The organism is Bacillus sp. R86525 (assembly GCF_042466195.1).
Taxonomy (GTDB): Bacteria; Bacillota; Bacilli; order Bacillales; family Bacillaceae_G; genus Bacillus_A; species Bacillus_A nitratireducens.
In genome coordinates this window covers 987,619-1,012,665 of the sequence record NZ_JAXHPX010000007.1, presented here as the reverse complement: position 1 = coordinate 1,012,665, position 25,047 = coordinate 987,619, and the positions used below count along the sequence as shown (strand labels likewise).

General features: G+C 35.7%; 29 protein-coding genes and 1 pseudogene. 7 read left to right on the top strand and 23 right to left on the bottom strand.

Features of this window, described 5'->3' with window-relative positions:
- Positions 1-7 precede the first annotated feature (7 nt).
- Positions 8-634: a succinate dehydrogenase cytochrome B558 gene (sdhC, locus tag SJY24_RS07730; RefSeq protein ID WP_000678357.1), complete on the bottom strand. Its 627-nt coding sequence runs from the start codon at positions 632-634 to the stop codon at positions 8-10.
- Between the two features lie 299 nt (positions 635-933).
- Here sdhC and SJY24_RS07725 point away from each other — a divergent pair, with 299 nt between their 5' ends.
- Positions 934-1,383 carry a YslB family protein gene (locus tag SJY24_RS07725; protein ID WP_071745801.1) on the top strand — a complete coding sequence of 150 codons (450 nt, stop codon included), beginning with the start codon at positions 934-936 and terminating at the stop codon, positions 1,381-1,383.
- A gap of 115 nt (positions 1,384-1,498) precedes the next feature.
- Here the strand turns inward: SJY24_RS07725 and uvrC are convergent, their stop codons facing one another.
- The 8 genes from uvrC to SJY24_RS07685 form a co-directional block, all read right to left on the bottom strand.
- A complete protein-coding gene (uvrC, locus tag SJY24_RS07720; protein WP_377864300.1) occupies positions 1,499-3,283 on the bottom strand; it encodes an excinuclease ABC subunit C in 1,785 nt (594 codons plus the stop codon).
- A gap of 148 nt (positions 3,284-3,431) precedes the next feature.
- The gene (gene trxA / locus SJY24_RS07715) at positions 3,432-3,746 is read right to left on the bottom strand and encodes a thioredoxin (RefSeq protein ID WP_098499703.1); all 315 of its coding nucleotides are present in this window, start codon (positions 3,744-3,746) and stop codon (positions 3,432-3,434) included.
- Positions 3,747-3,957: 211 nt separating this feature from the next.
- Entirely contained in the window at positions 3,958-4,935 is a 978-nt protein-coding gene (gene etfA, locus SJY24_RS07710; protein WP_377864299.1) for an electron transfer flavoprotein subunit alpha, read from the bottom strand.
- Between the two features lie 36 nt (positions 4,936-4,971).
- Positions 4,972-5,745, bottom strand: coding sequence for an electron transfer flavoprotein subunit beta (gene etfB / locus SJY24_RS07705; protein WP_289360400.1), 774 nt, complete (start codon positions 5,743-5,745; stop codon positions 4,972-4,974).
- Positions 5,746-5,823: 78 nt separating this feature from the next.
- Entirely contained in the window at positions 5,824-6,600 is a 777-nt protein-coding gene (locus SJY24_RS07700; protein ID WP_097830519.1) for an enoyl-CoA hydratase, read from the bottom strand.
- An 11-nt stretch (positions 6,601-6,611) separates the two neighbouring features.
- Entirely contained in the window at positions 6,612-7,199 is a 588-nt protein-coding gene (locus tag SJY24_RS07695; RefSeq protein WP_000742218.1) for a fatty acid metabolism transcriptional regulator FadR, read from the bottom strand.
- Between the two features lie 106 nt (positions 7,200-7,305).
- Entirely contained in the window at positions 7,306-8,991 is a 1,686-nt protein-coding gene (locus SJY24_RS07690) for a long-chain-fatty-acid--CoA ligase (protein WP_377864297.1), read from the bottom strand.
- A 193-nt stretch (positions 8,992-9,184) separates the two neighbouring features.
- The gene (locus tag SJY24_RS07685; protein ID WP_377864295.1) at positions 9,185-10,546 is read right to left on the bottom strand and encodes a BclA C-terminal domain-containing protein; all 1,362 of its coding nucleotides are present in this window, start codon (positions 10,544-10,546) and stop codon (positions 9,185-9,187) included.
- 235 nt (positions 10,547-10,781) lie between these two features.
- Between SJY24_RS07685 and SJY24_RS07680 the strand changes: the two are divergent.
- Positions 10,782-11,357: pseudogene (locus SJY24_RS07680) on the top strand (ABC transporter substrate-binding protein); the annotation flags it as partial.
- A gap of 71 nt (positions 11,358-11,428) precedes the next feature.
- On the opposite strand, the gene SJY24_RS07675 reads toward SJY24_RS07680, so the two are convergent.
- Positions 11,429-12,100, bottom strand: a complete 672-nt coding sequence (locus SJY24_RS07675) for a septation ring formation regulator EzrA (protein WP_377864294.1) — start codon at positions 12,098-12,100, stop codon at positions 11,429-11,431.
- Entirely contained in the window at positions 12,093-12,647 is a 555-nt protein-coding gene (locus tag SJY24_RS07670; RefSeq protein WP_377864293.1) for a sigma-70 family RNA polymerase sigma factor, read from the bottom strand. Before SJY24_RS07670 ends, SJY24_RS07675 begins: the two co-directional genes overlap by 8 nt.
- Before the next feature lie 180 nt (positions 12,648-12,827).
- On the opposite strand from SJY24_RS07670, the gene SJY24_RS07665 reads away from it, so the two are divergent.
- Together SJY24_RS07665 and SJY24_RS07660 are read left to right on the top strand one after the other, a co-directional pair.
- Positions 12,828-13,331 carry a DinB family protein gene (locus tag SJY24_RS07665; protein WP_377864292.1) on the top strand — a complete coding sequence of 168 codons (504 nt, stop codon included), beginning with the start codon at positions 12,828-12,830 and terminating at the stop codon, positions 13,329-13,331.
- A gap of 134 nt (positions 13,332-13,465) precedes the next feature.
- Positions 13,466-13,798 carry a YfjL-like protein gene (locus SJY24_RS07660; RefSeq protein WP_377864291.1) on the top strand — a complete coding sequence of 111 codons (333 nt, stop codon included), beginning with the start codon at positions 13,466-13,468 and terminating at the stop codon, positions 13,796-13,798.
- A 63-nt stretch (positions 13,799-13,861) separates the two neighbouring features.
- On the opposite strand, the gene SJY24_RS07655 is transcribed toward SJY24_RS07660, so the two are convergent.
- The 7 genes from SJY24_RS07655 to SJY24_RS07625 all read right to left on the bottom strand — a co-directional run bounded on the left by SJY24_RS07655 (position 13,862) and on the right by SJY24_RS07625 (position 19,053).
- Complete coding sequence (locus SJY24_RS07655; RefSeq protein ID WP_377864290.1) at positions 13,862-14,557, bottom strand: ABC transporter permease; 696 nt, start codon at positions 14,555-14,557, stop codon at positions 13,862-13,864.
- Positions 14,558-14,574: 17 nt separating this feature from the next.
- The gene (locus tag SJY24_RS07650; RefSeq protein ID WP_377864289.1) at positions 14,575-15,447 is read right to left on the bottom strand and encodes a DUF4097 family beta strand repeat-containing protein; all 873 of its coding nucleotides are present in this window, start codon (positions 15,445-15,447) and stop codon (positions 14,575-14,577) included.
- 34 nt (positions 15,448-15,481) lie between these two features.
- Positions 15,482-16,186, bottom strand: coding sequence for an ABC transporter permease (locus SJY24_RS07645; protein WP_377864288.1), 705 nt, complete (start codon positions 16,184-16,186; stop codon positions 15,482-15,484).
- 34 nt (positions 16,187-16,220) lie between these two features.
- The gene (locus SJY24_RS07640; protein WP_377864287.1) at positions 16,221-16,382 is read right to left on the bottom strand and encodes a hypothetical protein; all 162 of its coding nucleotides are present in this window, start codon (positions 16,380-16,382) and stop codon (positions 16,221-16,223) included.
- Entirely contained in the window at positions 16,375-17,298 is a 924-nt protein-coding gene (locus tag SJY24_RS07635) for an ABC transporter ATP-binding protein (protein ID WP_012261778.1), read from the bottom strand. The genes SJY24_RS07640 and SJY24_RS07635 overlap by 8 nt, the downstream gene beginning before the upstream one ends.
- A gap of 125 nt (positions 17,299-17,423) precedes the next feature.
- On the bottom strand, positions 17,424-18,359 hold the full coding sequence (locus SJY24_RS07630; protein ID WP_377864286.1) for a HAMP domain-containing histidine kinase: 936 nt from the start codon (positions 18,357-18,359) through the stop codon (positions 17,424-17,426).
- A gap of 1 nt (position 18,360) precedes the next feature.
- Positions 18,361-19,053: a response regulator transcription factor gene (locus SJY24_RS07625; RefSeq protein WP_377864285.1), complete on the bottom strand. Its 693-nt coding sequence runs from the start codon at positions 19,051-19,053 to the stop codon at positions 18,361-18,363.
- Between the two features lie 169 nt (positions 19,054-19,222).
- Here SJY24_RS07625 and SJY24_RS07620 point away from each other — a divergent pair, with 169 nt between their 5' ends.
- The gene (locus SJY24_RS07620; RefSeq protein ID WP_001293584.1) at positions 19,223-19,396 is read left to right on the top strand and encodes a hypothetical protein; all 174 of its coding nucleotides are present in this window, start codon (positions 19,223-19,225) and stop codon (positions 19,394-19,396) included.
- The gene (locus tag SJY24_RS07615) at positions 19,397-19,591 is read left to right on the top strand and encodes a YwbE family protein (RefSeq protein ID WP_001014316.1); all 195 of its coding nucleotides are present in this window, start codon (positions 19,397-19,399) and stop codon (positions 19,589-19,591) included. It begins immediately after the preceding gene.
- A 39-nt stretch (positions 19,592-19,630) separates the two neighbouring features.
- On the opposite strand, the gene SJY24_RS07610 is transcribed toward SJY24_RS07615, so the two are convergent.
- Entirely contained in the window at positions 19,631-20,830 is a 1,200-nt protein-coding gene (locus tag SJY24_RS07610) for a class I SAM-dependent rRNA methyltransferase (RefSeq protein ID WP_377864284.1), read from the bottom strand.
- A gap of 347 nt (positions 20,831-21,177) precedes the next feature.
- Here SJY24_RS07610 and isdG point away from each other — a divergent pair, with 347 nt between their 5' ends.
- On the top strand, positions 21,178-21,501 hold the full coding sequence (gene isdG / locus SJY24_RS07605; RefSeq protein WP_377864283.1) for a heme oxygenase: 324 nt from the start codon (positions 21,178-21,180) through the stop codon (positions 21,499-21,501).
- Between the two features lie 69 nt (positions 21,502-21,570).
- On the opposite strand, the gene srtB is transcribed toward isdG, so the two are convergent.
- Genes srtB through isdE form a run of 4 tightly spaced genes read right to left on the bottom strand, consistent with a single transcriptional unit; the run spans position 21,571 to position 25,020 of the window.
- Entirely contained in the window at positions 21,571-22,335 is a 765-nt protein-coding gene (gene srtB / locus SJY24_RS07600) for a class B sortase (protein ID WP_377864282.1), read from the bottom strand.
- Positions 22,336-22,367: 32 nt separating this feature from the next.
- Positions 22,368-23,138 (bottom strand): ABC transporter ATP-binding protein, encoded by a 771-nt coding sequence (locus SJY24_RS07595; protein ID WP_377864281.1) that lies wholly within the window; start codon positions 23,136-23,138, stop codon positions 22,368-22,370.
- Entirely contained in the window at positions 23,128-24,111 is a 984-nt protein-coding gene (locus SJY24_RS07590) for a FecCD family ABC transporter permease (protein ID WP_377864280.1), read from the bottom strand. The genes SJY24_RS07595 and SJY24_RS07590 overlap by 11 nt, the downstream gene beginning before the upstream one ends.
- Before the next feature lie 27 nt (positions 24,112-24,138).
- Positions 24,139-25,020, bottom strand: coding sequence for a heme ABC transporter substrate-binding protein IsdE (isdE, locus tag SJY24_RS07585; RefSeq protein ID WP_377864278.1), 882 nt, complete (start codon positions 25,018-25,020; stop codon positions 24,139-24,141).
- Positions 25,021-25,047: the final 27 nt, after the last annotated feature.

Sequence of the window (25,047 nt, the reverse complement as noted above, 5' to 3'; positions counted from 1 at the left end):
CCACTCCTTACTGGTTTGCTAGCTGTGGATCGATGAACGCTAATAATGCACTCACACCTACATAAGATAGACCTAAGAAAATAGCTAATGTTACATAAGTAGAGATTCTTTGTGAACGTGGAGATACTGTAATTCCCCAGCTTATGCAGAATGTCCATAGTCCATTTGCAAAGTGGAAAATCGTTGAAACAACACCAACTAAATAGAAACCAAACATAAATGGGTTGTTTAAAATATCTGCCATCATATCATAGTTTACCTCTTTACCTAACATTGCTTGAATACGAGTTTCCCAGACGTGCCAAGAAATGAAGATCAGCGTAACGATACCTGAAATTCTTTGGAAGACGAACATCCAGTTACGGAAATAACCGTAAGATACCGCATTGTTCTTAGCTGTAAATGCAATATATAAGCCATATATAGCATGGTACAGTATAGGTAAAAAGATGATGAAAATTTCTAGCGCATACCGGAATGGAAGGAGCTCCATAAAGCCTGCAGCTTTGTTAAAAGCCTCTGCTCCTCTTGTTGCAAAGTTGTTTACAATTAGATGTTGCGTCAAAAAGACACCAACCGGGATGACCCCCATTAATGAGTGCCACTTACGAAACGTATACTCGCGGCCTTTCATGTCCCCATTACCCCCTTGAATGTTTGACTGCTGTTTTCAGATTAATTTACAACAATAATGTTTTTTCACTATTGGCATAAGAAAAACTGAAAAAATTATTCGAAATATTTCAGCATAATTTGATAACAAGTTCATTTTACCCCTATTTTTGTCGAAGCGTCAAGAAAACGTATACATAATTTGCATATAATTTGCCAATTCTTTTTTTCTTCTTAGGTATTCAGATTTCCCTAAAGAAAAATCTGTTTTTATAAATGAAAAATGTTATATAATAATCCCTATAGAAAGAGGGGAATATTGTGAGCAAAAATACAATCGATATAACATCTTTAGAAGATGTTTCGTTGAACGCCTTCGCTTATGAATTGCTACGTGAAGAATTACTACCTGATTTAATTGGTAACGATTTAGACGGTATTTTATACTGGTCCGGTAGAAACCTTGCAAGAAAATATCCGCTAGAAACAATTGAAGAAGTCATTCAATTTTTTGAAAAAGCTGGTTGGGGCACTTTAAGCATCGTTGAACATAAACGTCGTGAAATGCAGTTCCAGCTTAAAGGTACACTTATTACTGAGCGTCAAAAACAAAAGAGACATTCTTCTTATCAATTAGAAGCTGGATTCATCGCCGAGCAAATTCAAAGACAAAGAAACGTCGTTGCAGAGTCCTACGAAGAACAAAAGAAACGTTCAGACTCTATTACATTTCTTGTTAAATGGGATATTAAAGATCTCATTGAAGCGTAGCATCTACCTACAGTCAACTAGACATATAAGTTTAGTTGACTTTTTTGTATATTCATTCGAATGAGTTTATTTTAAATCTTCAGAAATTATACCAAAAAACAGAAGACGTTGTAAACTACAACGTCTTCTTATCTGTTAAATAAGTATATATTGTCTCTGCAACATTTTTCGGCATACCTGCTTCGACAAATTCAGCTATGGAAGCTTCCTTCATCTTTTTTAACGAGCCAAAATGTTTTAACAATACCTTTTTTCGTTTATCGCCGATTCCTGGAATATCATCCAATGCTGATTGAATGACCGATTTCCCGTGCAACTGGCGATGGAATGTAATTGCAAATCTATGCACTTCATCTTGAATACGTTGCAATAAATAAAATTCTTGGCTATTCCTCTCAAGCATCACAGGTTCAGGCGGATCTCCAATGATTAAATGTGATGTTTTATGTTTGTCATCTTTTACAAGCCCTGCCATTGGAATATATAATCCGAGTTCATTCTCCAGAACATCACTTGTAGCGGCGAGATCGCCTTTTCCACCATCAATAATAATTAAATCTGGTAAAGGTAAATTCTCTTTAAGCGCCCTCGTATAACGGCGTCTTACAACTTCTCTCATAGATTCGTAATCATCAGGACCTTGAACCGTTTTAATTTTATATTTCCGATATTCTTTCTTTGCTGGTTTCCCGTCGATAAAAGCAATCATTGCGGAAACGGGATTTGTCCCTTGAATATTCGAGTTATCAAACGCTTCAATACGATATGGGGTTTCAATGCCAAGCTGCTTTCCTAAATTATCAATGGCTTTAACCGTCCGGTCTTCATCACGTTCAATTAAGTAAAATTTCTCTTCTAGTGCAATTTTTGCGTTTTTATTTGCTAATTCTACAAGGTCTTTTTTCTTACCACGTTTCGGCTGTGTCGCTTCAACTTCTAAAAAGCGCTCTACTAATTCTGAATCTATACTTCCTGGAACGACAATTTCCTTCGGTTTAAAGTGACTACTGTTTTCATAAAATTGACCGATAAACGTTAAGAATCCCTCTTCTGGTTCATCATAGATTGGAAACATAGAAACATCACGCTCAATTAACTTTCCTTTTCTAACAAAGAAAACTTGAACACACATCCATCCTTTATCAACCGCATATCCAAACACGTCACGATCCACTAAGTCACTCATAATCATTTTTTGTTTTTCCATAATTGCATCAATATGAGCAATTTGATCGCGCAACTCTTTCGCCCGTTCAAATTCTAGTTTCTCTGAAGCCTCATACATCTTTGTTTCTAATTCTGATCGAACTTCTTTATGTCCACCATTTAAAAACTTAATAATTTCATCTACAATTTCTTTATTTTGCTCTTCCGTTACTTCTTTCACACAAGGCGCTAAACATTGGCCCATATGATAATATAAGCAAACTTTATCTGGCATATTTGAGCATTTACGAAGCGGATACATACGATCTAATAATTTCTTTGTTTCATGAGCTGATTGCGCATTTGGATAAGGACCGAAATACTTTCCTTTATCCTTTTTTACATTTCGCGTAATGAGTAAGCGTGGCTGTTTTTCAGCTGTAATTTTAATGAAAGGATATGTTTTATCATCTTTTAATTGAATATTATATTTTGGATCATATTTTTTAATTAAATTTAACTCTAAAATAAGAGCCTCCAAATTTGAGGAGGTTACGATATATTCAAAGTCAACAATTTCTCCTACAAGCCGCAGTGTTTTTCCATCATGTGAACCAGTAAAGTACGAGCGCACACGATTTTTTAGTACTTTTGCCTTACCGACATATATAACCGTTCCTTGCTTATCTTTCATTAAATAACAACCAGGTTGATCTGGTAAAATAGCCAACTTCTCTTTCAAATGTTCGTGCACTCGTCACCCTCCATTTCTACATGCTTAGCATTTTTATTTTCACATGAAAACATACTATGCCAAAACACCCAACATACGTTCTTTTATTGTAACGGAAAGGTTATAAAAAAGAAAATAAAAAAAGCTACCAAATGGTAGCTTTTTTATTTTAGAAGTGTTTAGAAACTAATTCTACTAACGCTTCTTTCGGTTTGTAACCTAACGCTTGATCAACTACTTTACCGTCTTTTAATACGAAAAGAGCTGGAATACTCATTACTTCGAATTGACGAGCAGTTTCTTGGTTCTCATCAACATCTACTTTTACTACTTTTACTTTCTCGCCTAACTCTGCATCGATTTCTTCTAATACAGGAGCGATCATTTTACAAGGTCCACACCAAGGTGCCCAGAAATCTAATAATACAACACCTTCGCCAGTTTCAGCTGCGAAGCTTTGGTCATTTGCGTTTACAATTGCCATTTTATTTCCTCCTTCAAGTATATTCTACCAAGAGTATATCATTAACTTATATACGTGGCGAATAATATGTATCGTTATGTATTGTAACAAAAAAATGTTCCTTTATACTATATAAAAATACGGATAAAATACTAAAAAGGTGAGAGACAGGGGATCTCTCACCTTTTTCTATATATAGGGGTACTTCACTTGGAACTCAAGGGTACTCAAATCATGAATGTACTTTTAACTTTTTAAACTCTTCTGTTAAAAGAGGTAATACTTCAAATAAATCGCCGACAATACCATAATCAGCTACTTTGAAGATACTTGCTTCTGGGTCTTTATTAATCGCAACGATTATTTTTGAGTTAGACATACCAGCTAAATGCTGAATCGCACCAGAAATACCACACGCAATGTATAGGTCTGGCGTAACAACTTTACCAGTTTGACCAATTTGTAATGAGTAATCACAATACTCAGCGTCACAAGCACCACGAGATGCCCCAACAGCGCCGCCTAGTACGTCAGCTAATTCTTTTAACGGTTTAAATCCTTCTTCACTCTTCACACCACGTCCGCCAGCTATAATGACTTTCGCTTCAGAAAGATCTACACCTTCTGCAGTTTTACGGACAACATCTTGAATGATTGTACGTAAATCTTTCACATCTACTGTAATAGAAGACACGTCACCTGTACGAGACTCGTCTTTTTCAAGAGTTGCAATGTTATTTGGACGCACTGTCGCAAATAAGATACCATCTGTTACAATCTTCTTCTCGAACGCTTTACCAGAGTAAATTGGACGAGTGAAGATAACATTTCCACCTTCAACTTCTAAAGCAGTTACGTCAGAAACTAAACCAGCTTCAAGCTTCGCTGCTAATTTTGGTGATAAATCTTTACCAAGTGCTGTATGTCCAAATACAATACCTTCTGGATTTTCTTCAGCATATACAGCTAAAAACGCTTGCGCATAACCATCAGACGTATATGATTTTAATTTATCATTTTCAACTGTCACAACGCGATCTGCACCGTAATGAATCAATTCATTTGCAAAAGAGGCAACGCTGTCTCCAACTAGAAGACCTACCACTTCACCGCCTTCTGCAATTGTTTTTGCTGCTGCTACCGCTTCAAACGAAACGTTACGTAGCGATCCATCACGAACTTCACCCATTACTAATACTTTACGAGCCATAGATTTTCCCTCCTGCATATATAATTTCGTATTTTATTAGATTACTTTCGCTTCTGTATGGAGCAACGATACAAGTTCTTTTACTTGATCTTGCAGCTCGCCTTGTAACACTTTTCCTGCATCTTTCTTCGGAGGCAAATAGATTTCAATTGTTTTTGTTTTTGCTTCCACATCATCTTCTTCTAGATCTAAATCATCTAATTCTACTTCTTCTAGTGGCTTTTTCTTCGCTTTCATAATACCTGGAAGCGATGGATAACGCGGTTCGTTTAAACCTTGTTGTGCCGTTACTAAAACTGGTAATGACGTTTCAATAACTTCTGTATCACCTTCAACGTCACGCTCAATCTTCACGTTTGTACCGTCAATTTCAAGCTTTGTAATTGTCGTTACATATGGAATATTTAACGCTTCAGCCACGCGTGGACCAACTTGTCCAGATGCACCGTCAATCGCAACGTTCCCGCCTAAAATTAAATCTACTTCTTTATCTTTTAAATATTCAGCAAGCACTTTTGCTGTCGTGAACTGATCACCATGTTCAACATCATCTTCAATATTGATTAATACCGCTTTATCGCAGCCCATCGCTAACGCAGTACGAAGTTCTTTCTCACTATCCTCGCCACCAACTGTTACAACAGTAACCTCTCCACCTTGTGCATCTCTTACTTGAATTGCTTCTTCAATCGCATATTCGTCGTAAGGGTTGATGATGAATTCCGCTTCGCCATCGTAAATTGCACCGTTTTTAATTACGATTTTTTCTTCTGTATCAAATGTTCGTTTCATGAGTACGTAGATGTTCATTCCATTTACCCCCTTATTTTTCAGAAAGATTCTATCAATTTTAAAATTCTGTTAATTTATATTAAAAAAATAATTGGACTACCTACCACTAAATGAAGGCTTACGTTTTTCTAAAAACGCCGCTACACCTTCTCTTCCATCTTCACTCGTAAACACTTCACCAAAAATCTGTGATTCACGCTGTACACCTTCATAATAATGAGACGATTTTGTCGTTTGTAATAACTCTAGCACAGCACGAGTTGTTGCTGGACTTTTTCCAGCAATCTGTTTTGCAATTTTAAGCGTATCTTCTAAAATAGATTCTTCAGAAAATACCCCGTTAACAAGTCCCCATTGTAATGCTTCTGCACCAGTAATTGGTGTACTTGTTAACATCATTTCACAAGCTTTCGCTTTACCAACATAACGCGGTAAACGCTGTGTACCTGCAAAACCAGGAATTAATCCAAGTGTTAATTCAGGTAAACCAAGTTTTGCACTTTCAGTTACAAAGCGCATGTGGCAAGACATAGCAAACTCAAGGCCGCCGCCAAGTGCCGCTCCATGAATTGCCGCAATAACTGGTTTTGAACATTTTTCAACACGCTCAAACGTAACTTGTCCAAGCTGTGCTAATTCTGTTGCTTGCTTCGCTTCAGTAACAGATGTAAATTCTTTAATATCTGCTCCTGCTGAGAAGAAACGCCCTTCACCATGTAGAACAACAACACGAATGTTATCATCCTTTTCCACTTGATCGATTAATTCAGTAACGTCATGCATAACTTGTGAAGACATCGCATTAGCTGGCGCATGATTTAGCGTCGCCACCGCAATATGGTCTTCAACTTTTACAGATAGGAATTTCAACATGATCCCTCCCATTATTGACGATAACCACAAGCTGCAATAAGTAGCCCATGTACCGTTTTCGAAAGTGCGACCAGATCATACTTATGATCGCTCATTACCCAATTGGTCACAACTTCATCCACTGTTCCAAAGATCATTTGTCTTGCCACGCGAACATTTAAATCCGCCTGGAATTCACCCTGCTTTATACCTGTCTCTAAAATCTCATCCATAACTTGTAAGTAGCCTTTTAATACTTCATTTATTTTAAGGCGTAAGTCTTGATTGGACTGTCTTAGCTCTAATTGCGTAACGATAGCAAGAGGATCATTTTGCGACAACAGCAAGAAGTGCGTTTCTACCAACATGAATAACTTCGCTACAGCGCTTTCAATTCCTGCTGTTTTTTGACGAATTGTTTCAACAAATTCTCCCATCTTCTCTTGGAATAAGGATATTAATATATCTTCTTTATTTTTAAAATATAAATAAATCGTGCCATCAGCTACCCCAGCTTGCTTTGCAATTTTAGAAACTTGCGCTTGATGGTATCCATTCTCTGCAATCACAATGACTGCTGCATCAATAATTTGATTGTATTTCGGTCTATTTTTCTTCACTTTACTGTCCCCTTCAAGAAGATGACTGAATGAATAGTCATTCATATTCTTATAATACTGACTATTTCGAAAAGTGTCAATCCTATTTTTTCAAAAAGAAAGGGCCTTAGCCCGTTTGCTCATCCTCATTCTTTCTCTTCTCTTCATCTATTAGGACACGACGTAAAATTTTTCCGACTGTCGTCTTTGGCAACTCACTTCGAAACTCATATACTTTCGGAACTTTGTAAGCTGCTAAATATTTACGTGCAAACTGATCTAATTCTTCTTCTGTACATTCGACGCCTTCTTTCAAAACAACAAACGCTTTTACAGTTTCTCCTCGATACGGGTCAGGAACACCGATTGTTACTACTTCTTGCACCTTTTCACATTCATATAATACCTCTTCTACTTCACGAGGGTATACGTTAAAACCACTAGCAACAATCATATCTTTCTTACGATCTTTCACATAGAAAAATCCATCCTCATCCATGTATCCTACATCACCTGTATGGAGCCAGCCATCTTGCAGTACAGCTGCCGTTTCCTCTGGTTTATTCCAATACCCTTTCATGATTTGCGGACCCTTTACAACAATTTCACCAATTTCACCTGGAGGTAATGCCTCTCCTGTTTCAAGTGACATAATGATTGCCTCCGTATCCGGCCACGGCACACCAATACTTCCTGGCACACGTTTTTCCCACAAGAAATTCCCATGTGTCACTGGTGATGACTCCGTTAATCCATATCCTTCTACTAATTTACCACCTGTAACTCTCTCAAACTCTTCCTGTACCTCTACCGGAAGTGGTGCAGAGCCACTAATACACGCCTGAATAGAAGAAATATCGTATTCTTTTAAAAGAGGGCTATTTAAAAGAGCAATATAAATAGTTGGTGCTCCCGGAAATAATGTAACTTTATGTTTCTTAATTGCCTCAAAAACCATTTTCATATCAAACTTCGGAATAAGAACCATTTTATATCCTTGCATAATACTCAAATTCATTACAGCTGTCATCCCGTACACATGAAAAAACGGAAGAACACCGAGAATTACTTCTTCTCCTTCTTTACAATTATATAACCAATGCGCTCCCATTAAAGTGTTCGAAACGAGATTTTTATGCGTTAACATAACCCCTTTTGGAAATCCTGTCGTTCCACCTGTATACTGCAAAAGAGCCAGATCATTTTCAGGGTCACAGGGAACTTCAACATCAGCATTCCTTTCCCTTTCTACTGATTTCCATAGATGAATTGTTTCGCCTTCCGACACATTCACAACAAGATTTGTTTGCTTTTTTTGTACAAACGGATAAAGTAAATTTTTAGGGAAAGGTAAAAAATCTGCAATACGAGTTACGATAATGTGCTCAAGCCTTGTAGCCTTTTGAACGTTAGTAACTCTAGGAAACACCAAATCAAGACAAAGAATAACTTTTGCCCCTGAGTCATGAAGTTGATACTCAAGCTCTCTTTCCGTATAAAGAGGATTCGTTTGTACAACAATTCCCCCCGCAAGCAATGTACCATAATAACCTATTACAGATTGCGGACAATTTGGTAGCATAATCGCAACTCTATCACCTTTTTCAACACCAAGCCTTTGAAGGTAATTCGCAAATTTCTTCACCTTGTCATGGAAATCTGAAAATGTAACATCTTTACCTAAAAAGTGAAGCGCTTTCTTTTCTGGATAACGAGAAGCCATTTTCTCTAAATATCCATGAAGTGGCTGAATATCATATGAAATCGTCCCTGGGATTTCCTCTGGATAACTCTGCAACCAAGGTTTTTCCACTCTCATTCCCCCTTCCAATACTTGTTAAAATAAATGAATGTTCATTCATGATGATTGTTTTCATTATATTATAGTCAGAACAGCGTTACAATCATAATATTCCGACTTTTACATAACTATGCTTTACTTCATTAACTTCTTATTATATGTATAAACTCTCTTAATTTTAAAAGAATAAGAGAGTTATCGTTAATTAGCTTAATCTTATAATCGTTAAAACTGCACCAGGTGTAGTCGTTGATAATGTTGCAACAGCTAACAAACCAAATAATTGCAAACTAATAGCATCTCCTGCTGCAAGAGTCGTAATAATTGTTGCACTAAATGAAGTCGTTGCTAACGCAGGAGAATTGATCGTCCCAGCAAGCGGTGCTCCATTAATTGTAATTCGCGAACTGACTAATAATGAAGCAGTAATATTAATCGTATATGAAATATAATAATTCCCAGCATTTGCAACCGTAAATACTGTATTTCCACCAGAAACAGTAATTCCCGGACCGATGTTTTGATTATTTGGAAGCGGGACATTCGTTCCACCAAGAAGTACTGATATCGCTGAACCCGACGTATTATTTGCAAATGCATATGTCGCAGTTATACTCGTACCTGTTGCTCCTGTCGCTCCCGTTGAACCTGTCGCTCCCGTTGAACCTGTTGCTCCTGTTGCTCCTGTTGCCCCTGTTACTCCCGTTGCTCCCGTTACTCCCGTTACTCCCGTTGCTCCTGTCGCTCCCGTTGCTCCTGTTGGACCTGTTGCTCCCGTTGCTCCTGTTACTCCTGTTACTCCTGTTGCTCCCGTTGCTCCTGTTACTCCTGTTGCTCCCGTTGCTCCTGTCGCTCCCGTTGGACCTGTTGCTCCTGTTGGACCTGTTGCTCCTGTTGCTCCCGTTACTCCCGTTGCTCCTGTTGCTCCTGTTACTCCCGTTGCTCCTGTTGGGCCTGTTACTCCCGTTGCTCCCGTTGCTCCCGTTGAACCTGTCGCTCCCGTTGAACCTGTTGCTCCTGTTGCCCCTGTTACTCCCGTTGCTCCTGTTGCCCCTGTTACTCCCGTTGCTCCCGTTACTCCTGTTGCTCCCGTTGCTCCTGTTGGACCTGTTGCTCCTGTTACTCCCGTTACTCCCGTTACTCCCGTTACTCCCGTTGCTCCTGTTGCTCCTGTTGCTCCTGTTACTCCCGTTGCTCCCGTTGCTCCTGTTGCTCCCGTTGAACCTGTCGCTCCTGTCGCTCCCGTTGAACCTGTTGCTCCCGTTGAACCTGTTGCTCCCGTTGAACCTGTCGCTCCTGTCGCTCCCGTTGAACCTGTTGCTCCCGTTGAACCTGTTGCTCCCGTTGAACCTGTCGCTCCCGTTGAACCTGTTGCTCCCGTTGCTCCTGTTACTCCCGTTGAACCTGTTGCTCCTGTTACTCCCGTTGCTCCTGTTGCTCCCGTTGGACCTGTTGAACCGAGCTTAGGAACTGTCCCATCGCAACTAAAACAGCACGAATCAACATGTAAACCATTTTGATTATTACATCCACAATGTCCATTTGCATTATTACTCCATAAAGACATGTTGACCCTCCTTCGTGTTCAATCTTTTAAGTACAGCCCACTAATTAAAAATATCTTTCTAATAAAAATCAATTTTTATTTTCCTTATCAACTATCCGCTCTGGAACAAACCTTTTTTAAACAAAGTTTTTTTCCTTACATTCTAATAAATATTACATGCAATACGCTCTCCTTTCGCTTGTACTTTCGCCTTCCTCATTAAAGGAATTTCAGCTCCTTCAACCTCGATACACGTATGCACTTTAATACGATATATTGGAATCTTTATAAATCGTATATCAGATACAAACAACAAAAAGAGGAGAAAAAAGAAACAAAAGCGGACAATACAAATCAAGCTATAACAATTAAACACGCTGAAGGGGAAACGAAGTTAGATAAATCAGCGAAAAAAGTTGTTGTACTTGAGTGGGTATATTCAGACGACTTATTAGCACTTGGTGTTCAGCCAGTAGGGATGGCAGACATTAAGAATTATAATAAATGGGTAAATACAGAAACAAAACCGAGTAAGGATGTTGTAGATGTTGGGACACTTCAACAACCAAACTTAGTGGAAATCAGCCGCCTAAAACCAGATTTAATTATCACAGCTTCATTCCGTGGTAAAGCAATTAAAAACGAATTGGAGCAAATCGCTCCTACAGTTATGTTCGATCCATCAACAAGCAATAACGATCACTTTGCAGAAATGACAGAAACATTTAAACAAATTGCAAAAGCAGTTGGAAAAGAAGAAAAAGGTAAAAAAGTATTAGCTGATATGGATAAAACATTTGCAGATGCAAAGGCGAAAATTGACAAAGCTGGCTTCATATATGAAGCCAGCTTTTCTATTACGGCATAAAGCGAAACTTTAATCAGTGGGGGTTTTACTGCCCGTTAATGCGGGATAAAATTAATATAAGCTTTGTACATAAAGTATATAACAATTGAATACATGATTATATTAAACACACTTCTTTTTAAATTTAACTGTCTCTTTAATTTCTTATCCTGTAACCTTAGTTCTATTCCGCTTGCCATTTTCAATCCAGCTACTATTTGAAATAGCTCTCTGTAATCATCAGCATTTCCTAACAATACGTATTCTCTATTATTTTTATACTTTATATACAGAAATTCACTTCCACCTTTGCGGTCTAATATTGTTTTCATAGAAGCTATTTCATTTAATAAACATACTTTTAGATCAACGTCATTATAATAACGATCGACAAAAAATACGTACAATCGTTCATTTGTAACGATTAGCATATTATTAATACCGAAGTTCATCGCAAGAACGCCTACCCCTAAGCTCATCGCTGTTCCTGTCTGCCAATTTTTCACGCGAGGATTTTCAGCAAACATACTATATAAAATCTCTTCACTTCCCTGTAATCCTTCTTGTACAACCTCATGACATCGTTTCATTAAAATTTTTTTTGTTACAACTTCTTTTGTACGATTTATTTTCTTTTCATCTATTTTTTCATCATTTATATCGTCATCTACAAAATCATCACTATACTGCAAATTATTTAATTCCTGAAGGAACTTTTCTTTATTCATCCCTATTCCCTCCCAACATCTTCTTCAATTTTTTTCTCCCTCTTGAAAGCCTGCTATACACCGTATCTCGTGTCATACCAAACTCAAGCGCTATTTCTTGTACACTATATTCATCTAAATACCTTTTTATAAAAATTTTCTTATCTTCTTCGTTCAATTCTTTAATTAAAACGAAAAAATTACAATCTCGCTCTTCTTTTGTAAAATTAACACTTTTTCCTTCTACATATATGTCTTGCTGAAACTCTTGTAATTGATAGACCTTATTACTTTTTCGTTTATAATCAATGGCTTTAAATTTCGCGACAGATATAAGCCAATTTCTAAACTTCCCACGATTTTCATCATAACTATTAATGTTGTACCAAACGATTAATAAAATATCGTCAACACATTCATCCACTAGCACCTTACTCTGTGCCGTATCTAAAACACTATGAACCACCTTATAAATTAAATCTCCATATTGATCAATGACTGTATGTAACGCTAACATGTCTTGTTTTCGAAGACCTTCTACTATTTCTATATCCTTCACCCTTATCACCACTCTTTACTCCATTCTCTATTCATTATATATACGAATGAACAGAGCGGTTTTCTGACACTTTTACAAATATTTTCTAATTATTTTTATATCGTAGCAATGCTTATTATTTCTTATGAAACAGGGATTATATTATCTCTCACGAATTTAATATACGAGCGAAAAACAGGAGGGATAACTATGTACCAAACTATTGAAAATTTTTTAACATCATGGACATACGAGGCTGAGTCTACTCAGAAGATGCTCGATGCATTAACCGATGAATCTTTATCACAAGAAATTGCACCTGGGCACTGGACTTTAGGGAGAGTCGCTTGGCATATCGTTACAGCACTTCCTGTTATGCTATCAGGGACAGGACTTAAGTTTGAAGGAGAAACGAAAGATTATCCTGTACCAACTTCAGCTAAAACAATTGCAGATGGGTATCGCAAAGTGAATACGGCTTTTATTGAAGCACTTCAAAGTGAGTGGACTGATGAAGACTTAGCTACTATTAATAACTTCTTTGGTCGTCCTATGCCGAATTCTATATTTTTAATGACACTCATCAATCATCAAAATCACCACCGCGGACAAATGACGGTTTTAATGCGACAAGCTGGCTTAACAGTTCCTGGCGTATATGGTCCTGCAAAAGAAGAATGGGCTGCCACTGGAATGGAAGCTCCCCAAATGTAACGACAGAAAAAGACAAGGTGTTTATGCACCTTGTCTTTTTCTGTAACTTGTTTCATGTGAAACTATTTTCTACTAAATGGTATTTTATGAGAAAATACGTTAAGATAAATTCATATTAATTGGAGGGAACTACATTGAATACAAAAAACAAAAAAATAACAATAAGAACTCTCTTACTAACTTCTATCATTGGAGTTATCGGTGTATCTCTTTATTTCACAAGTTATGGTACCCCTTGGAGAAAACAAACAGCAATTACGGAATCAAAAGAATATATTACAAAATACTTTGATCTAGATGCGGAAATCAAAAATACTTCTTACGATGCTAAAATGAATAGCTATGCAATCTCCTTTGAAACAATTGAAGATGGGGAGTTTACTATCGAATATAAAGGTCCTAATAACTTTAACATTTCTCCAGGAGTGCAAGAGTATTTAAGCAAGCACTATAAATTTACAGAGTAGTAACGAAGCATACATATACAAAAAAGAGTTGGTATAACGCCAACTCTTTTTTACGTATTCTTGTCATACCGCTATATCTTCCTTCTCTATATTTTTAATTCCGTAATATGCAATCGCCACTCCAATTGCTGCCAATGTTAGTTGAAGGGGAAGAAAAGTTGCTATAGGAAACGTAGGGGTGCTATTCATTGCAATTGATACAACGATAAGGGATGAAACAATTGTAGTTGGCACTGAACGTTTACGCATCCCGAAATATAATGGGATTAAACTCATTCCCGCAGTTGCAATGGCTAAAGGAACCAGTTTTATTCCTTCTTGCATCAATTGATCTACTGTAAATGGATTAGGAAGAATTGAAAAATAACTATCTATTCCAAAGAAAATTCCTACTACTAAAATGTTAGATAAAATAACTGTTATACATGTTAATGTCGCTGTAATAGCCAACTTACTAGCCATCATTTTCTTTCGGTTAATTGGATAAGAAAACATGAGTAGTATTGTTTTATTTTTATATTCACCAATTATTAACCTTGCGATTAATACACTACCAAAAATAATAAATGTTGCTCTTACTAATGTACTAGCCGTTAACAACATCATCTGCGGATCCCTTATTTCCGGATCACCTTCTACTTGAGCAACGATGCTCGTAAAGATCATTAATGCCAGTATAGCGATATTTGCAATAATCGCTCCCCTCACATACCATCCAATCTTAAACTTCTTCAGTTCTAGCTTCATTAAACGTAGCATGATAGTCCCCCTAAGACTTAATCAATATAAATTATCCCTGTTTCACTTAAAATCTTCGCTTCATTTTTTGCATCACCGATGGTTCCTTCTTTTATCTTTTCTGTATTTTTATCTTTCTTAAGTCCTTTTAAACCTATCATTATGTCAGTCGAATTACTTTTGGCCGTAAGTTTCAATGAAGCTGGGACAGCTTTATACCTTACGCCAATGTCGCCTGATTTTGTTTCTACAAATAATGATTTTCCTTCTGTCATATCTTTCAGTAATACTTCCCCAGATGTTGAAGTGATGCTCATATTTTCGTTTTTTACATTTTTCACATAATTATCGCCAGTAGTAGAAGTTATATTTACTTCTTGTAATGAGCTATCTTTTAACATTAAATCTCCACTTTCGGATGTGAACTCACCCTTATCTGCCGATAGTCCTACAATCATTTCATCTCCAGACTTGCCTTCTGTCACGATACTTTTTACTACTATATCGCTTATTTTCACATCACCCGATTTATTATTTAATACAATTTTATCTATTTCTTTCTTCGGAATAGCTATAGATATACTATTTTTCTTCCTAAACGTAAAACCATTAAAGAATCTGTTCATCTTTTGCTTTTGCTTAATCACAACTTTATTTCCTTCATGTTCTATTTCGACAGGATCTATCTCTTTATCTACTCGTTTACCTTGAGCCGAAATTACTATTTTGTTAGAATCTGTACCTTTAAATTCAATATCCCAGTTTTCATTGTCCACTTCTATCTCTTTTATATTATTTATCTCAAAAGACTTTTCTTTCTTAAAATCTTTCCCCTGAAATACCTTAAAGCCAAAAACCGCACTAGCAATTGTCAAAAATAAAATTGCAATTACTATTATTTTTTTCACCATTCATACCCCTGTTCGTTGTTGTTTTAAGCTTATTTTACGCCACATCAATCTTGTCGATTTTACGATACGATAGATAACTAATGAAAATCCCTAATAAACAGAGCACTATTGGGATAGCTATAAAATTAAACATACTTACTTGACCGTTTCCAGAACCAAAATTACTACTAATTAGCATCCCAATTATTACTGCAGAAGTAATTGTTGTCGGTGTCGATTTCTTTCTCATCCCAAAAAATAAAGGAATTAAACTTATACCAGATATCATAAATGCACTTATAAAAGTAGCTGGAACGATAGCTATTATTTCACCTATCGTAGCAGGTGTTTCAATCATTCCCATCATTGGACTCACAAAATACACAAGCAAACTAATAATGAAAGTAGCCATAATGGTGCTCACAAAACAAAAACAAAAAACAATTGTTAATTTCGCCCTCATTAACATTTTCCTTTGCAGTGGGTACATAAACAATAGTTGCATTGTTTTGTTCTTATACTCATCAATTACTAAACGTGATAAAATGACTGAACTAAAAATAATAAATGTTATCCTAATAAAAGTGTTTATTAAAACCATTTGTTGCGTGAAGTTAGAGAATAGCCCATCTACCTCGTCTTTCACCCCCAACGCCATAAGATTTACTACAATAAAAATTGCTATAATACAAATTGCTACACTTTTAAAGTAACTAGATAATTGATGTTTTTTCCACTCTAGCTTCATTAATCTAAGCATACAAACCACGCCTCCATTCTTTATATAACTCTCTCTACGCTGCTAACATTCTAATTCCAGCAGTAACTACGCTTAACATTCCTATTACTATTAGAATTAACAACCATTTCCGCTCAGGTTTTCTATAATATAAAATCCCACTTATGAACATTACAATCAATCCACTTACTAGATTCACTAACAATCCATTAAGCATGAATGCCCTCTCCATCCATTACATTTAAGAAATATTCTTCTAAGGAACTATGTTTCTTATTAATACTTTCAATTTCTACATCGTTCATAATAAGTGCTTTTGAAATAGCTTGCTGAGACGCTGCCGTATCATACACACGAATCATATTTCCACTCATTATTTTGTAATTTTTTATACCGAGTTTATCTTCTAAAATATAAGCTGCACGCTTCACATCAGGAACAGTAATTTCAATGTACTCTGTTTGTTTTCCGTTAATACTCTTCATTGAAACTTCTTTTATTAGTTTTCCATTTTGAATCATACCGATTGTATCTGCCATTAGTTCCATCTCGCCTAAAATATGACTAGAGACTAATAACGTAATACCATATTCTTTGCAAAGCATTTTAAATAAGTCTCTTAATTCTTTAATACCAATTGGATCTAAACCGTTAATTGGCTCATCTAAAATGAGTAATTCTGGCTTCGTCATAATCGCCCTTGCAATACCAAGTCTTTGCTTCATCCCTAATGAAAAATCTTTTACTTTTTTATCATCTATACCGTGCAGTTTCACTAAATGTAAAGCATGATCAATTGCGTTTTTATCGTAATACCCCATATATTCACAATGTAATTCTAGGTTTTCCTTCGCCGTTAATTTATCATAAAAGATTGGATATTCGATAATTGTCCCCATGCGCTTTAACAATTCATAAGATGTATCCGTTAACTTCTCACCAAAAATTTCAATATCACCGCTCGTCGGTTTTATTAAATTTGTGATCATTTTCATAATCGTTGTTTTACCTGCACCATTCGGTCCTAAGAAACCATATATCTCTCCCTTTTTCACATGCATGTTAACGCTAGAAATAACTTCTTTCCCTTTAAACACTTTCGTTAACTGATTCGTTTTTAATATATATGTCATGTCACTGTCTCCTTTCGCACTACCTTATACTTCTATAATAGACAACGGAAATCTCTTTTTTCTTACCCGTTCCTTACAAATTCCTTACGCTGAAAAAAAGCTTGTAGAATCTACTTCTCTACAAGCTAAAACAGCATCTTTTTTAATACAACTGTAAAAATTGTTTTTTCATACGGCTTACTAGAAAGATGTATTTTTCCATCCATCGCTTCCACAAGTCTTTTTGTAATCGTTAACCCTAAACCGCTCCCTTGGTACAATCTATTTCTGGAATCTTCAAGTGTGTACATACGCTCAAACACTTTATCAATATGAGATTCATCAATTCCTTTTCCTGTATCCCATACATCTATATACACACTCGTTTCATCATCTCTTAACGTCATACCGAGTGTCTTTCCATCGTCTCCATATGTAATCGCATTTGATATTAAATTATTCAATACCCTGCCTAATACTTCTACATTTCCAAGTGCATATATATTTCTTTCTGGTATATCAATATGAACTTGAAACCCATTCGTCGTCACTAAATCATAAAAAGATAAAATCTTCTCACGGCAAACTTCATTCATATTTACTTTCGTCATCTCGATGGCCTTGTCACCAGATTCTAATTTTGCTAAATCAAAAAACTTATGAATTAGTTCCATTACTTCTAGTGTTTTCACGTGCACCTTTTCAAGTAATATTTGCTGTTCTTCTTTATTCATCGTTTTATCCTTATTTAACATTTCTGTATATCCAAGAATAACGGTTAGTGGCGTCTTTAAATCATGTGAAATATTTGAAAGCATTTTTCTCATCGAAATTTCTACTTTCGCATGATCTGCATTCGTTTTCTGTTTTGCATCTAATAAATGATTAATCGCCACTAATAACTTTTGCAATTCTAGATCATCTGTCATAATTAATAGCTTCTCACCAGTTTTTTCTTTTACAATTCGATTTAACTTCTCATACGTGTAGCGTAAATTCCTACTACTATTTTTCCTAATTTTATATTGCACGTAAATAACGATAAGCAATATAATAATCACCACTGTTAAGAATACAACCATACTACATCACTTCCAACTTATAGCCGATGCCCCATAATGTTTTAATATATTCTGGATTAGATGGATCACTTTCAATTTTCTCACGTAATCTTCTCATATGAACATTAATAACATTATCATCACCATAATATTCTTCATTCCAAACAAGCGTATATATTTGTGCTTTCGTAAAAACACGATTTTGATTCTTCACGAATAGCTTTAAAATCTCAAATTCTTTTAAAGTAAGTTTAAGCTGTCTTCCCTTTTTCTCCACAGTAAAATTAATTGGGTCAATTATTAAATCACCAATCTGAATGGCCTCATCTTTTGATTCCACAGCTGAATACTTTGTAGACCTCCGAATACCGGCTTTTACACGTGCAGCTAGTTCAATCATAGAAAACGGCTTACAAATGTAATCATCTGCTCCAACTCCTAATCCAACAGCTTTATCAACATCTGTATCTTTTGCCGACATCATTAAAATCGGAACTGCACTCTTCTCACGAATAATACGTACGACCTCTAAGCCATCTAACTTCGGCATCATTATATCAAGGATAACTAAATCAAAGGATGATTTAAAAAATGCTTGCACCCCTTCTTCTCCGTCAGACGCGATTGTAACGTGAAAACCTTCCTTTATTAAATACTTTTCCACCATCTCTTGAATTGAGATATCATCTTCAACTAATAAAATATGATGTGACATATTTCTATCCCCTTTTTTACAAACATTAACATTTTAATTGTATCGTAACGAAGGAATGCTGGAAAGAATTATATGAATTTTCAAACCAACTTCCCTTCCTTCCTTAACAATGATATGATAAAATTCACTACTATTGTTCATAATTAACTTTATATAAAGGAGACTTATCATGTCAGAAAACAAAAAAGTAAGCTTAGCTGATTTAATGCGCGAACAACTTGCAAAGAAAAAGCAAGGAAATGGAAATGGTTCAAATAATACAAATCAAAGCCAAGCAACGAAAAAATTACAAAACCAACAAACGAAGAAAACAAACAACCAACGTAGACGTACAGGTGTGTAAATGAACGGACAAAAACGATCTAACATTTCATCAGGTCTTGAAGTTGATATTGTATTAAAACAAGATCAACGTACAGGCAAGCTAACAAGAGGAATTGTAAAAGATATTCTAACTAACTCCCCCTCTCATCCGCACGGTATTAAAGTACGATTGCAGGATGGGCAAGTTGGCAGAGTGCAAAATATCGTTCAATAAGAAAAGGAGCTCATTTAAACTTGAGCTCCTTTTTCTTTATTAACCTTTAATTTTCTCGATGAAAACTACTTTTAAATAGTCTCCCTCTTTAAACTGATCAATTGTACGGAAATCTTCTGGTAAAGAATGTTCTTCTAATATTTTATATTTGCCATTCATTTCTTTAAATGCTGTATCGATAAAACCTTTAAACTTTTTCATATCGAACGCGCTACAATTTGTAGAAGCAACGATAATACCGTTATTTTCTGTAATCGCGATTGTTTCTTGTAATAAGTTTTTATAGTCTTTCGCTGCGCTAAATGTATATTTTTTAGAGCGTGCAAAACTTGGAGGATCAAGTACCACCATATCAAATTTCATCTTTTTCTTAGCTGCATATTTGAAATATAGAAATACATCTTCTACAATAATGTCTTGTGCTTCATAATCAATTTCATTTACACTGAACTGCTCAATCGTTTTACTTAAACTACGATTGGCAAGGTCAACACTTGTTGTTTTACTTGCGCCACCAAGTGCTGCAAATACAGAGAACGCTCCTGTATAAGAGAACATATTTAAAACAGTTCTTCTTTGTGCATATTTATCACGGATTTGTTTTCGAACGTTACGTTGATCTAAAAATACACCAACCATCGCCCCGTCATTTAAATATACAGCAAAGTTTACACCGTTTTCTTTTACGATAAGTGGGAACTCACCGCGCTCTCCTGCTACAAAATCATCATCTTCAATGTATTTCCCTTTTGTATCAAAACGCTTTTTCTCATAGATACCTTTAAAGTTCGCTACTTTTTGAAGTGCTTCTACGATTTCATCGCGGAAAGTATAAATCCCTTCACTATACCAACTTACTACATAATAGCCGTCATAATAATCGATAATTAAGCCTCCAAGACCATCACCTTCACCATTTAGGGCACGGAATGCTGTCGTATCACTTGATTTGTAAAATTGCTTTCGTTTATGTAAGGCAGATTTTATTTTACTTTCAAAGAAAGATTGATTAATTTGTTCACTCTCTTTTCTCGTTAAAATCCAGCCGTATCCTTTATTTTGTTTTCCATAATAACCTTTTCCGACAAAATTGTTCTTCTCATCTACTACTTTAATGATTGTTCCTTCTTCCTGAACATCATTTAAATTTTGAATCGCATCTTTTAAAATAAGCGGATATCCACTTTTAATTTCTTTTATAAATTTCGGTTTTATTTTTACAGTTACTTCTGATCGCATGTAATGTCTTCCTTTCCATTTGAATGCTTTCTAATTAGTAGGAAGCATATAAAAAACAAGGCTAAAAAACAGCCTCGTTTCACTATACCATATTATTGCTTTGCTAGTACAACTAGCTCATTCTCTCGCATAATCGCTATATATTTACTAATTTTTGAACTGAACATCTCACTGTCTACAATAACCGAAAAAACTTATTTATCCCGCTATTTGCCGGGCAGTAAACCCCCCACTGATTAAAGTTTCAATTTATTTCATAATTACCATTGACAATGATAATGATTTTCATTATCATTTAATGTATATGAATTCATGAAAATAAAGATAACCTTATAGGAGGAATAAATATGATTATTGTTGCAAATATAGCTAAAATTACGAAAGGTAATGGTCATAAATTAATCGAGCGTTTTAATAAAGTTGGAAAAGTTGAAACAATGTCAGGGTTTCTAGGATTAGAAGTTCTTTTAACACAAAATACAGTTGATTACGACGAAGTAACAATTAGCACTCGCTGGAATTCAAAAGAAGATTTTCAAGGTTGGACGAAGAGTTCAGCGTTTAAAGATGCTCACTCACATCAAGGTGGGATGCCAGAATATATTCTTGATAATAAAATTTCTTACTATGATGTTGAAGTCGTACGTATGCCAATGGCAGCAGCTCAATAAAAATACGTTTCATAAAAAAGTATAGAAGTATGAGAAGAAATATCTCTTCTCATTTTCTATACTTTTTATTTAATTTCTTTTTACTAATTTTGCATGCACAACCAGCCTTCCTTCTTCTGGATCAAGTGCATAGTCACATGTAGAGAGTGTTACAATTTGATCATTTTCCGTCACTTCCGTATTTGTTTTATACAGTGATCTTTCTTGAATTTGTTTCAAGAATGCTATATAGTCCCTATCGCTTTCAAAATCCGTTTCAATATAATAAAAATCAGTTGTTGTCGTATACACTGAAAATACTTCGACATCGTACCCTTCAAATAAAGTATCGTAATATAATTTGCGGTGCGACATAAAAAACTCTTCATCTAACATTTTTTTTAGGCTTGCAAACATAGAACCATCTTTCATACGATGACCGTATAAAATTGTATTTCGATTTTGCGACTGCACATCATTACGATAGTCCATAAAGATACTGCCAGCTCGCATATCCTCACCTTTATAATTACGGTATAAATAGTAATCATTGTCTTTAGCTTGAACAATTGGATAATTAATTTGTGTATCATCCATCGTAATCCATCCAACTATTTCTGGATTGATTTTTTGTAACGCTTGAAACTGTTTTCGTATCTCTCCGTCTTTTGCCTTTTCTTCCACCGGGCTCCGCTCATAAATTTCTTGTGCCTCAGCCATTACTTTACGATTTTCATAGTAGTCCATAAAAATGCCGCCTAATTCATACATTGAGTAGAAAAAGATACCTAAAAAAACAACTGTAAGTATTCGTTGAAAAAAAGGATTCTTTTTCCGTTTTTCTGTACTACTCAAATTATCACCTCAAAACAGATTGCGATTAGCGCTTAAATTCCCATCGGTACCATATACAATCCTGTATCTTCATCATGCTTTACAACGACATCTACACCGTATATCATTTTAATCATATCCTCTGTTACTACATCATTCGGATTACCTTTCGTAACAATTTCACCATCTTTCATAACAATAATATGATCACTATAGCGAATCGCTTGATTAATATCATGCAGTACCATTACAATCGTCAATCCATGCACTTCATTTAATTCTTTCACTAACTCTAATATTTCAAGCTGATAATAAATATCTAAATATGTTGTCGGCTCATCTAAAAAGAGCATCGGTGTCTTTTGCGCTAAAGTCATCGCAATCCATACCCTTTGTCTCTCACCGCCAGATAAAGCATGAATTGGCTTATCTCGCTTACTCTGTAAATTCGTACAAGTAAGTGCCTTTTCAATAGCTTCTCTATCTTCATCATTGTGTGAAGAAAAAATATTTTTATATGGCATACGACCAAAACTCGTTAATTTTTCAATAGTAATATCTGCCGGCGCCTCATTTTGTTGATGAACAACCGCTAGTTTTCTAGCAAACTCTTTCGGCTTATACGCACTAATTGCTTTTCCATCAAGTATTACTTCCCCACTACGAGGAGTATGATTTCTTGACATAACACCAAGTAATGTCGATTTCCCGCAACCGTTCGGGCCAATAATAGTTGTAATTTTCCCCATTTTTATTTCACTACTAACAGACTTTAAACGATCTGTTACATTGTCATACGAAAAGGTTACATTTTTAATTTCCATGAACTTTATCACTCTTTCTAAGCAAGAATATTAAGAATGGGCCGCCAATAACCGCCATAATTGTCGATGCTGGAATTTCATTAGGTGGCACAATTAACCTTCCAATCGTATCCGCTGTCAAAATTAATAACGCCCCTGCAAGAGCAGAAAATGGAATTAATACTTTATGGTCTGAACCGACTAGTTGTCTTGAAATATGAGGAACAAGCAAACCTACGAAAGCAATAACTCCTGCAATTGCGGTCGATACAGCCGCTAACAACACTGCAATTGCGGAAATAACAAGGCGAACTCTCGTCACATGAAGACCTAAGTTCTTTGCAGTCTTATCTTGTAATGATAATAAGTTACACCACGCCCCTACAAACAGCGCCAGAACAAGCCCAATTGTTCCATATGTAACGATGATTTCCACATCTCCCCATGTTTTCATTGTTATATTTGAAGTCGTCGTTTGTTTAATACTCTTAATGAAGTATCCACAAATCGTAATGAAAGATTCATTTAATCCAGTGAACATTGCATTAATAGCAATACCAATTAAAATAATACGTAGTGGACTTAATCCAGACTTCCATGAAAACGAATAAACGAGATAACACGCAAGCGCACCGCCTAAAAATGCGAATACTGGTGTCCAGAAAAAGAATTGCGGGAACAACGTAATAATAACGAGCGTCATAAAACTTGCCCCAGAAGATATACCGATAACTCCAGCATCAGCAAGTGGGTTTTTCATAACCGCTTGGAAGAGCACACCTGAAACCGCTAGTGCCGCTCCTGTAAATAGCGCGATAATGATACGCGGGAAGCGTAAATCTTTAATAACTTCGACGTCTTCATTGTTTCCTGTAAATATCCCTTGTACAAGATCAACAATACCTACTTCTAAACTCCCTCTCATCGCTGAGAAAGACGTCATCACAATGAGCAATACAGTAACAATAAAGAAACTCCAAAATTTTTTATTCATGCTAATCTTCCTTTATATTAAAATGCATCACGGATACATCATTTTTTTCAATTCATCTAAAGCTTCAGTAGCTGCTAAATTTCCTGTCGTTCCAAATAAACTTTCTTCTAAATCATAAACTCGATTATTTTTAACTGCGGCAAAATGTTTCCAAATGTCATTCGTTTTAAATTCTTTATCAAACATTTTTACAACTTCATCAGGCATACCATGAGCTGCTCGTAAAATAATATCCGGATCAGCTTTCTTTAAATACTCTGTATTAGAGGCTAAATATTCTACCTGTTCACCCTGCACAATATTTTTACCACCTAGTTGTTTCACTAAATCCCCAATATAAGAATGTTCCGTTGCTACTAAATAACTCCCTGGTACACCTAATAAAATAAGCACTGTCGGTTCTTTCTTTCCCTTTACTGCTTTTTTAATCTCTGCAACCTTGTTATCTAACTTCGTTACAACTGCTTCAGCCTGCTTTTCACGTCCATATTGCTTACCTAAATCGCTAATGGAATTTTGCATATTTTTCAAGCTTGTTAAATCTAAAAAGTTTGCTTTCATGCCCACACCATCAAAAACTGGCTTTAATTCATATTCAAGTGTTGTCACGGATAATACTTCTGACGGCTTTAACGATTTTACTTTTTCCATATCCGGACTCATTGGATTCCCAACATCAGGTAGCCCCTTATAACGTTTTGGTAATGTTTTAGAGCTTGTTGGAACACCAACTAAATCTACTTCTAACGCATCCATAATTTCAGTAACAGCCACTGTTGTTGCAACAACTCGCTCTTTACTCTCACTCTTTACCTGCTTCGCTGTTTCTTTTTTTGGTGATGAGCACCCAGCTATACTTACTAATAGAATAATAGCCATTAGTACACTCGCAATTTTCTTCACTCGCAATCACCACTCCTTTCAATACAATATGAA

What these genes read in the sequence shown, in the direction of transcription:
- sdhC (WP_000678357.1), bottom strand. Translation starts at nt 634, where the DNA reads ATGAAAGGCCGCGAGTATACGTTTCGTAAGTGGCACTCATTAATGGGG.
- trxA (WP_098499703.1), bottom strand. Translation starts at nt 3,746, where the DNA reads ATGGCAATTGTAAACGCAAATGACCAAAGCTTCGCAGCTGAAACTGGC.
- etfA (WP_377864299.1), bottom strand. Translation starts at nt 4,935, where the DNA reads ATGGCTCGTAAAGTATTAGTAATGGGTGAAGTTCGTGATGGATCGCTA.
- etfB (WP_289360400.1), bottom strand. Translation starts at nt 5,745, where the DNA reads ATGAACATCTACGTACTCATGAAACGAACATTTGATACAGAAGAAAAA.
- SJY24_RS07700 (WP_097830519.1), bottom strand. Translation starts at nt 6,600, where the DNA reads ATGTTGAAATTCCTATCTGTAAAAGTTGAAGACCATATTGCGGTGGCG.
- SJY24_RS07685 (WP_377864295.1), bottom strand. Translation starts at nt 10,546, where the DNA reads ATGTCTTTATGGAGTAATAATGCAAATGGACATTGTGGATGTAATAAT.
- SJY24_RS07675 (WP_377864294.1), bottom strand. Translation starts at nt 12,100, where the DNA reads ATGAATAAAGAAAAGTTCCTTCAGGAATTAAATAATTTGCAGTATAGT.
- SJY24_RS07665 (WP_377864292.1), top strand. Translation starts at nt 12,828, where the DNA reads ATGTACCAAACTATTGAAAATTTTTTAACATCATGGACATACGAGGCT.
- SJY24_RS07655 (WP_377864290.1), bottom strand. Translation starts at nt 14,557, where the DNA reads ATGCTACGTTTAATGAAGCTAGAACTGAAGAAGTTTAAGATTGGATGG.
- SJY24_RS07650 (WP_377864289.1), bottom strand. Translation starts at nt 15,447, where the DNA reads ATGGTGAAAAAAATAATAGTAATTGCAATTTTATTTTTGACAATTGCT.
- SJY24_RS07645 (WP_377864288.1), bottom strand. Translation starts at nt 16,186, where the DNA reads ATGCTTAGATTAATGAAGCTAGAGTGGAAAAAACATCAATTATCTAGT.
- SJY24_RS07640 (WP_377864287.1), bottom strand. Translation starts at nt 16,382, where the DNA reads ATGCTTAATGGATTGTTAGTGAATCTAGTAAGTGGATTGATTGTAATG.
- SJY24_RS07635 (WP_012261778.1), bottom strand. Translation starts at nt 17,298, where the DNA reads ATGACATATATATTAAAAACGAATCAGTTAACGAAAGTGTTTAAAGGG.
- SJY24_RS07630 (WP_377864286.1), bottom strand. Translation starts at nt 18,359, where the DNA reads ATGGTTGTATTCTTAACAGTGGTGATTATTATATTGCTTATCGTTATT.
- SJY24_RS07625 (WP_377864285.1), bottom strand. Translation starts at nt 19,053, where the DNA reads ATGTCACATCATATTTTATTAGTTGAAGATGATATCTCAATTCAAGAG.
- SJY24_RS07620 (WP_001293584.1), top strand. Translation starts at nt 19,223, where the DNA reads ATGTCAGAAAACAAAAAAGTAAGCTTAGCTGATTTAATGCGCGAACAA.
- SJY24_RS07615 (WP_001014316.1), top strand. Translation starts at nt 19,397, where the DNA reads ATGAACGGACAAAAACGATCTAACATTTCATCAGGTCTTGAAGTTGAT.
- SJY24_RS07610 (WP_377864284.1), bottom strand. Translation starts at nt 20,830, where the DNA reads ATGCGATCAGAAGTAACTGTAAAAATAAAACCGAAATTTATAAAAGAA.
- isdG (WP_377864283.1), top strand. Translation starts at nt 21,178, where the DNA reads ATGATTATTGTTGCAAATATAGCTAAAATTACGAAAGGTAATGGTCAT.
- SJY24_RS07595 (WP_377864281.1), bottom strand. Translation starts at nt 23,138, where the DNA reads ATGGAAATTAAAAATGTAACCTTTTCGTATGACAATGTAACAGATCGT.
- SJY24_RS07590 (WP_377864280.1), bottom strand. Translation starts at nt 24,111, where the DNA reads ATGAATAAAAAATTTTGGAGTTTCTTTATTGTTACTGTATTGCTCATT.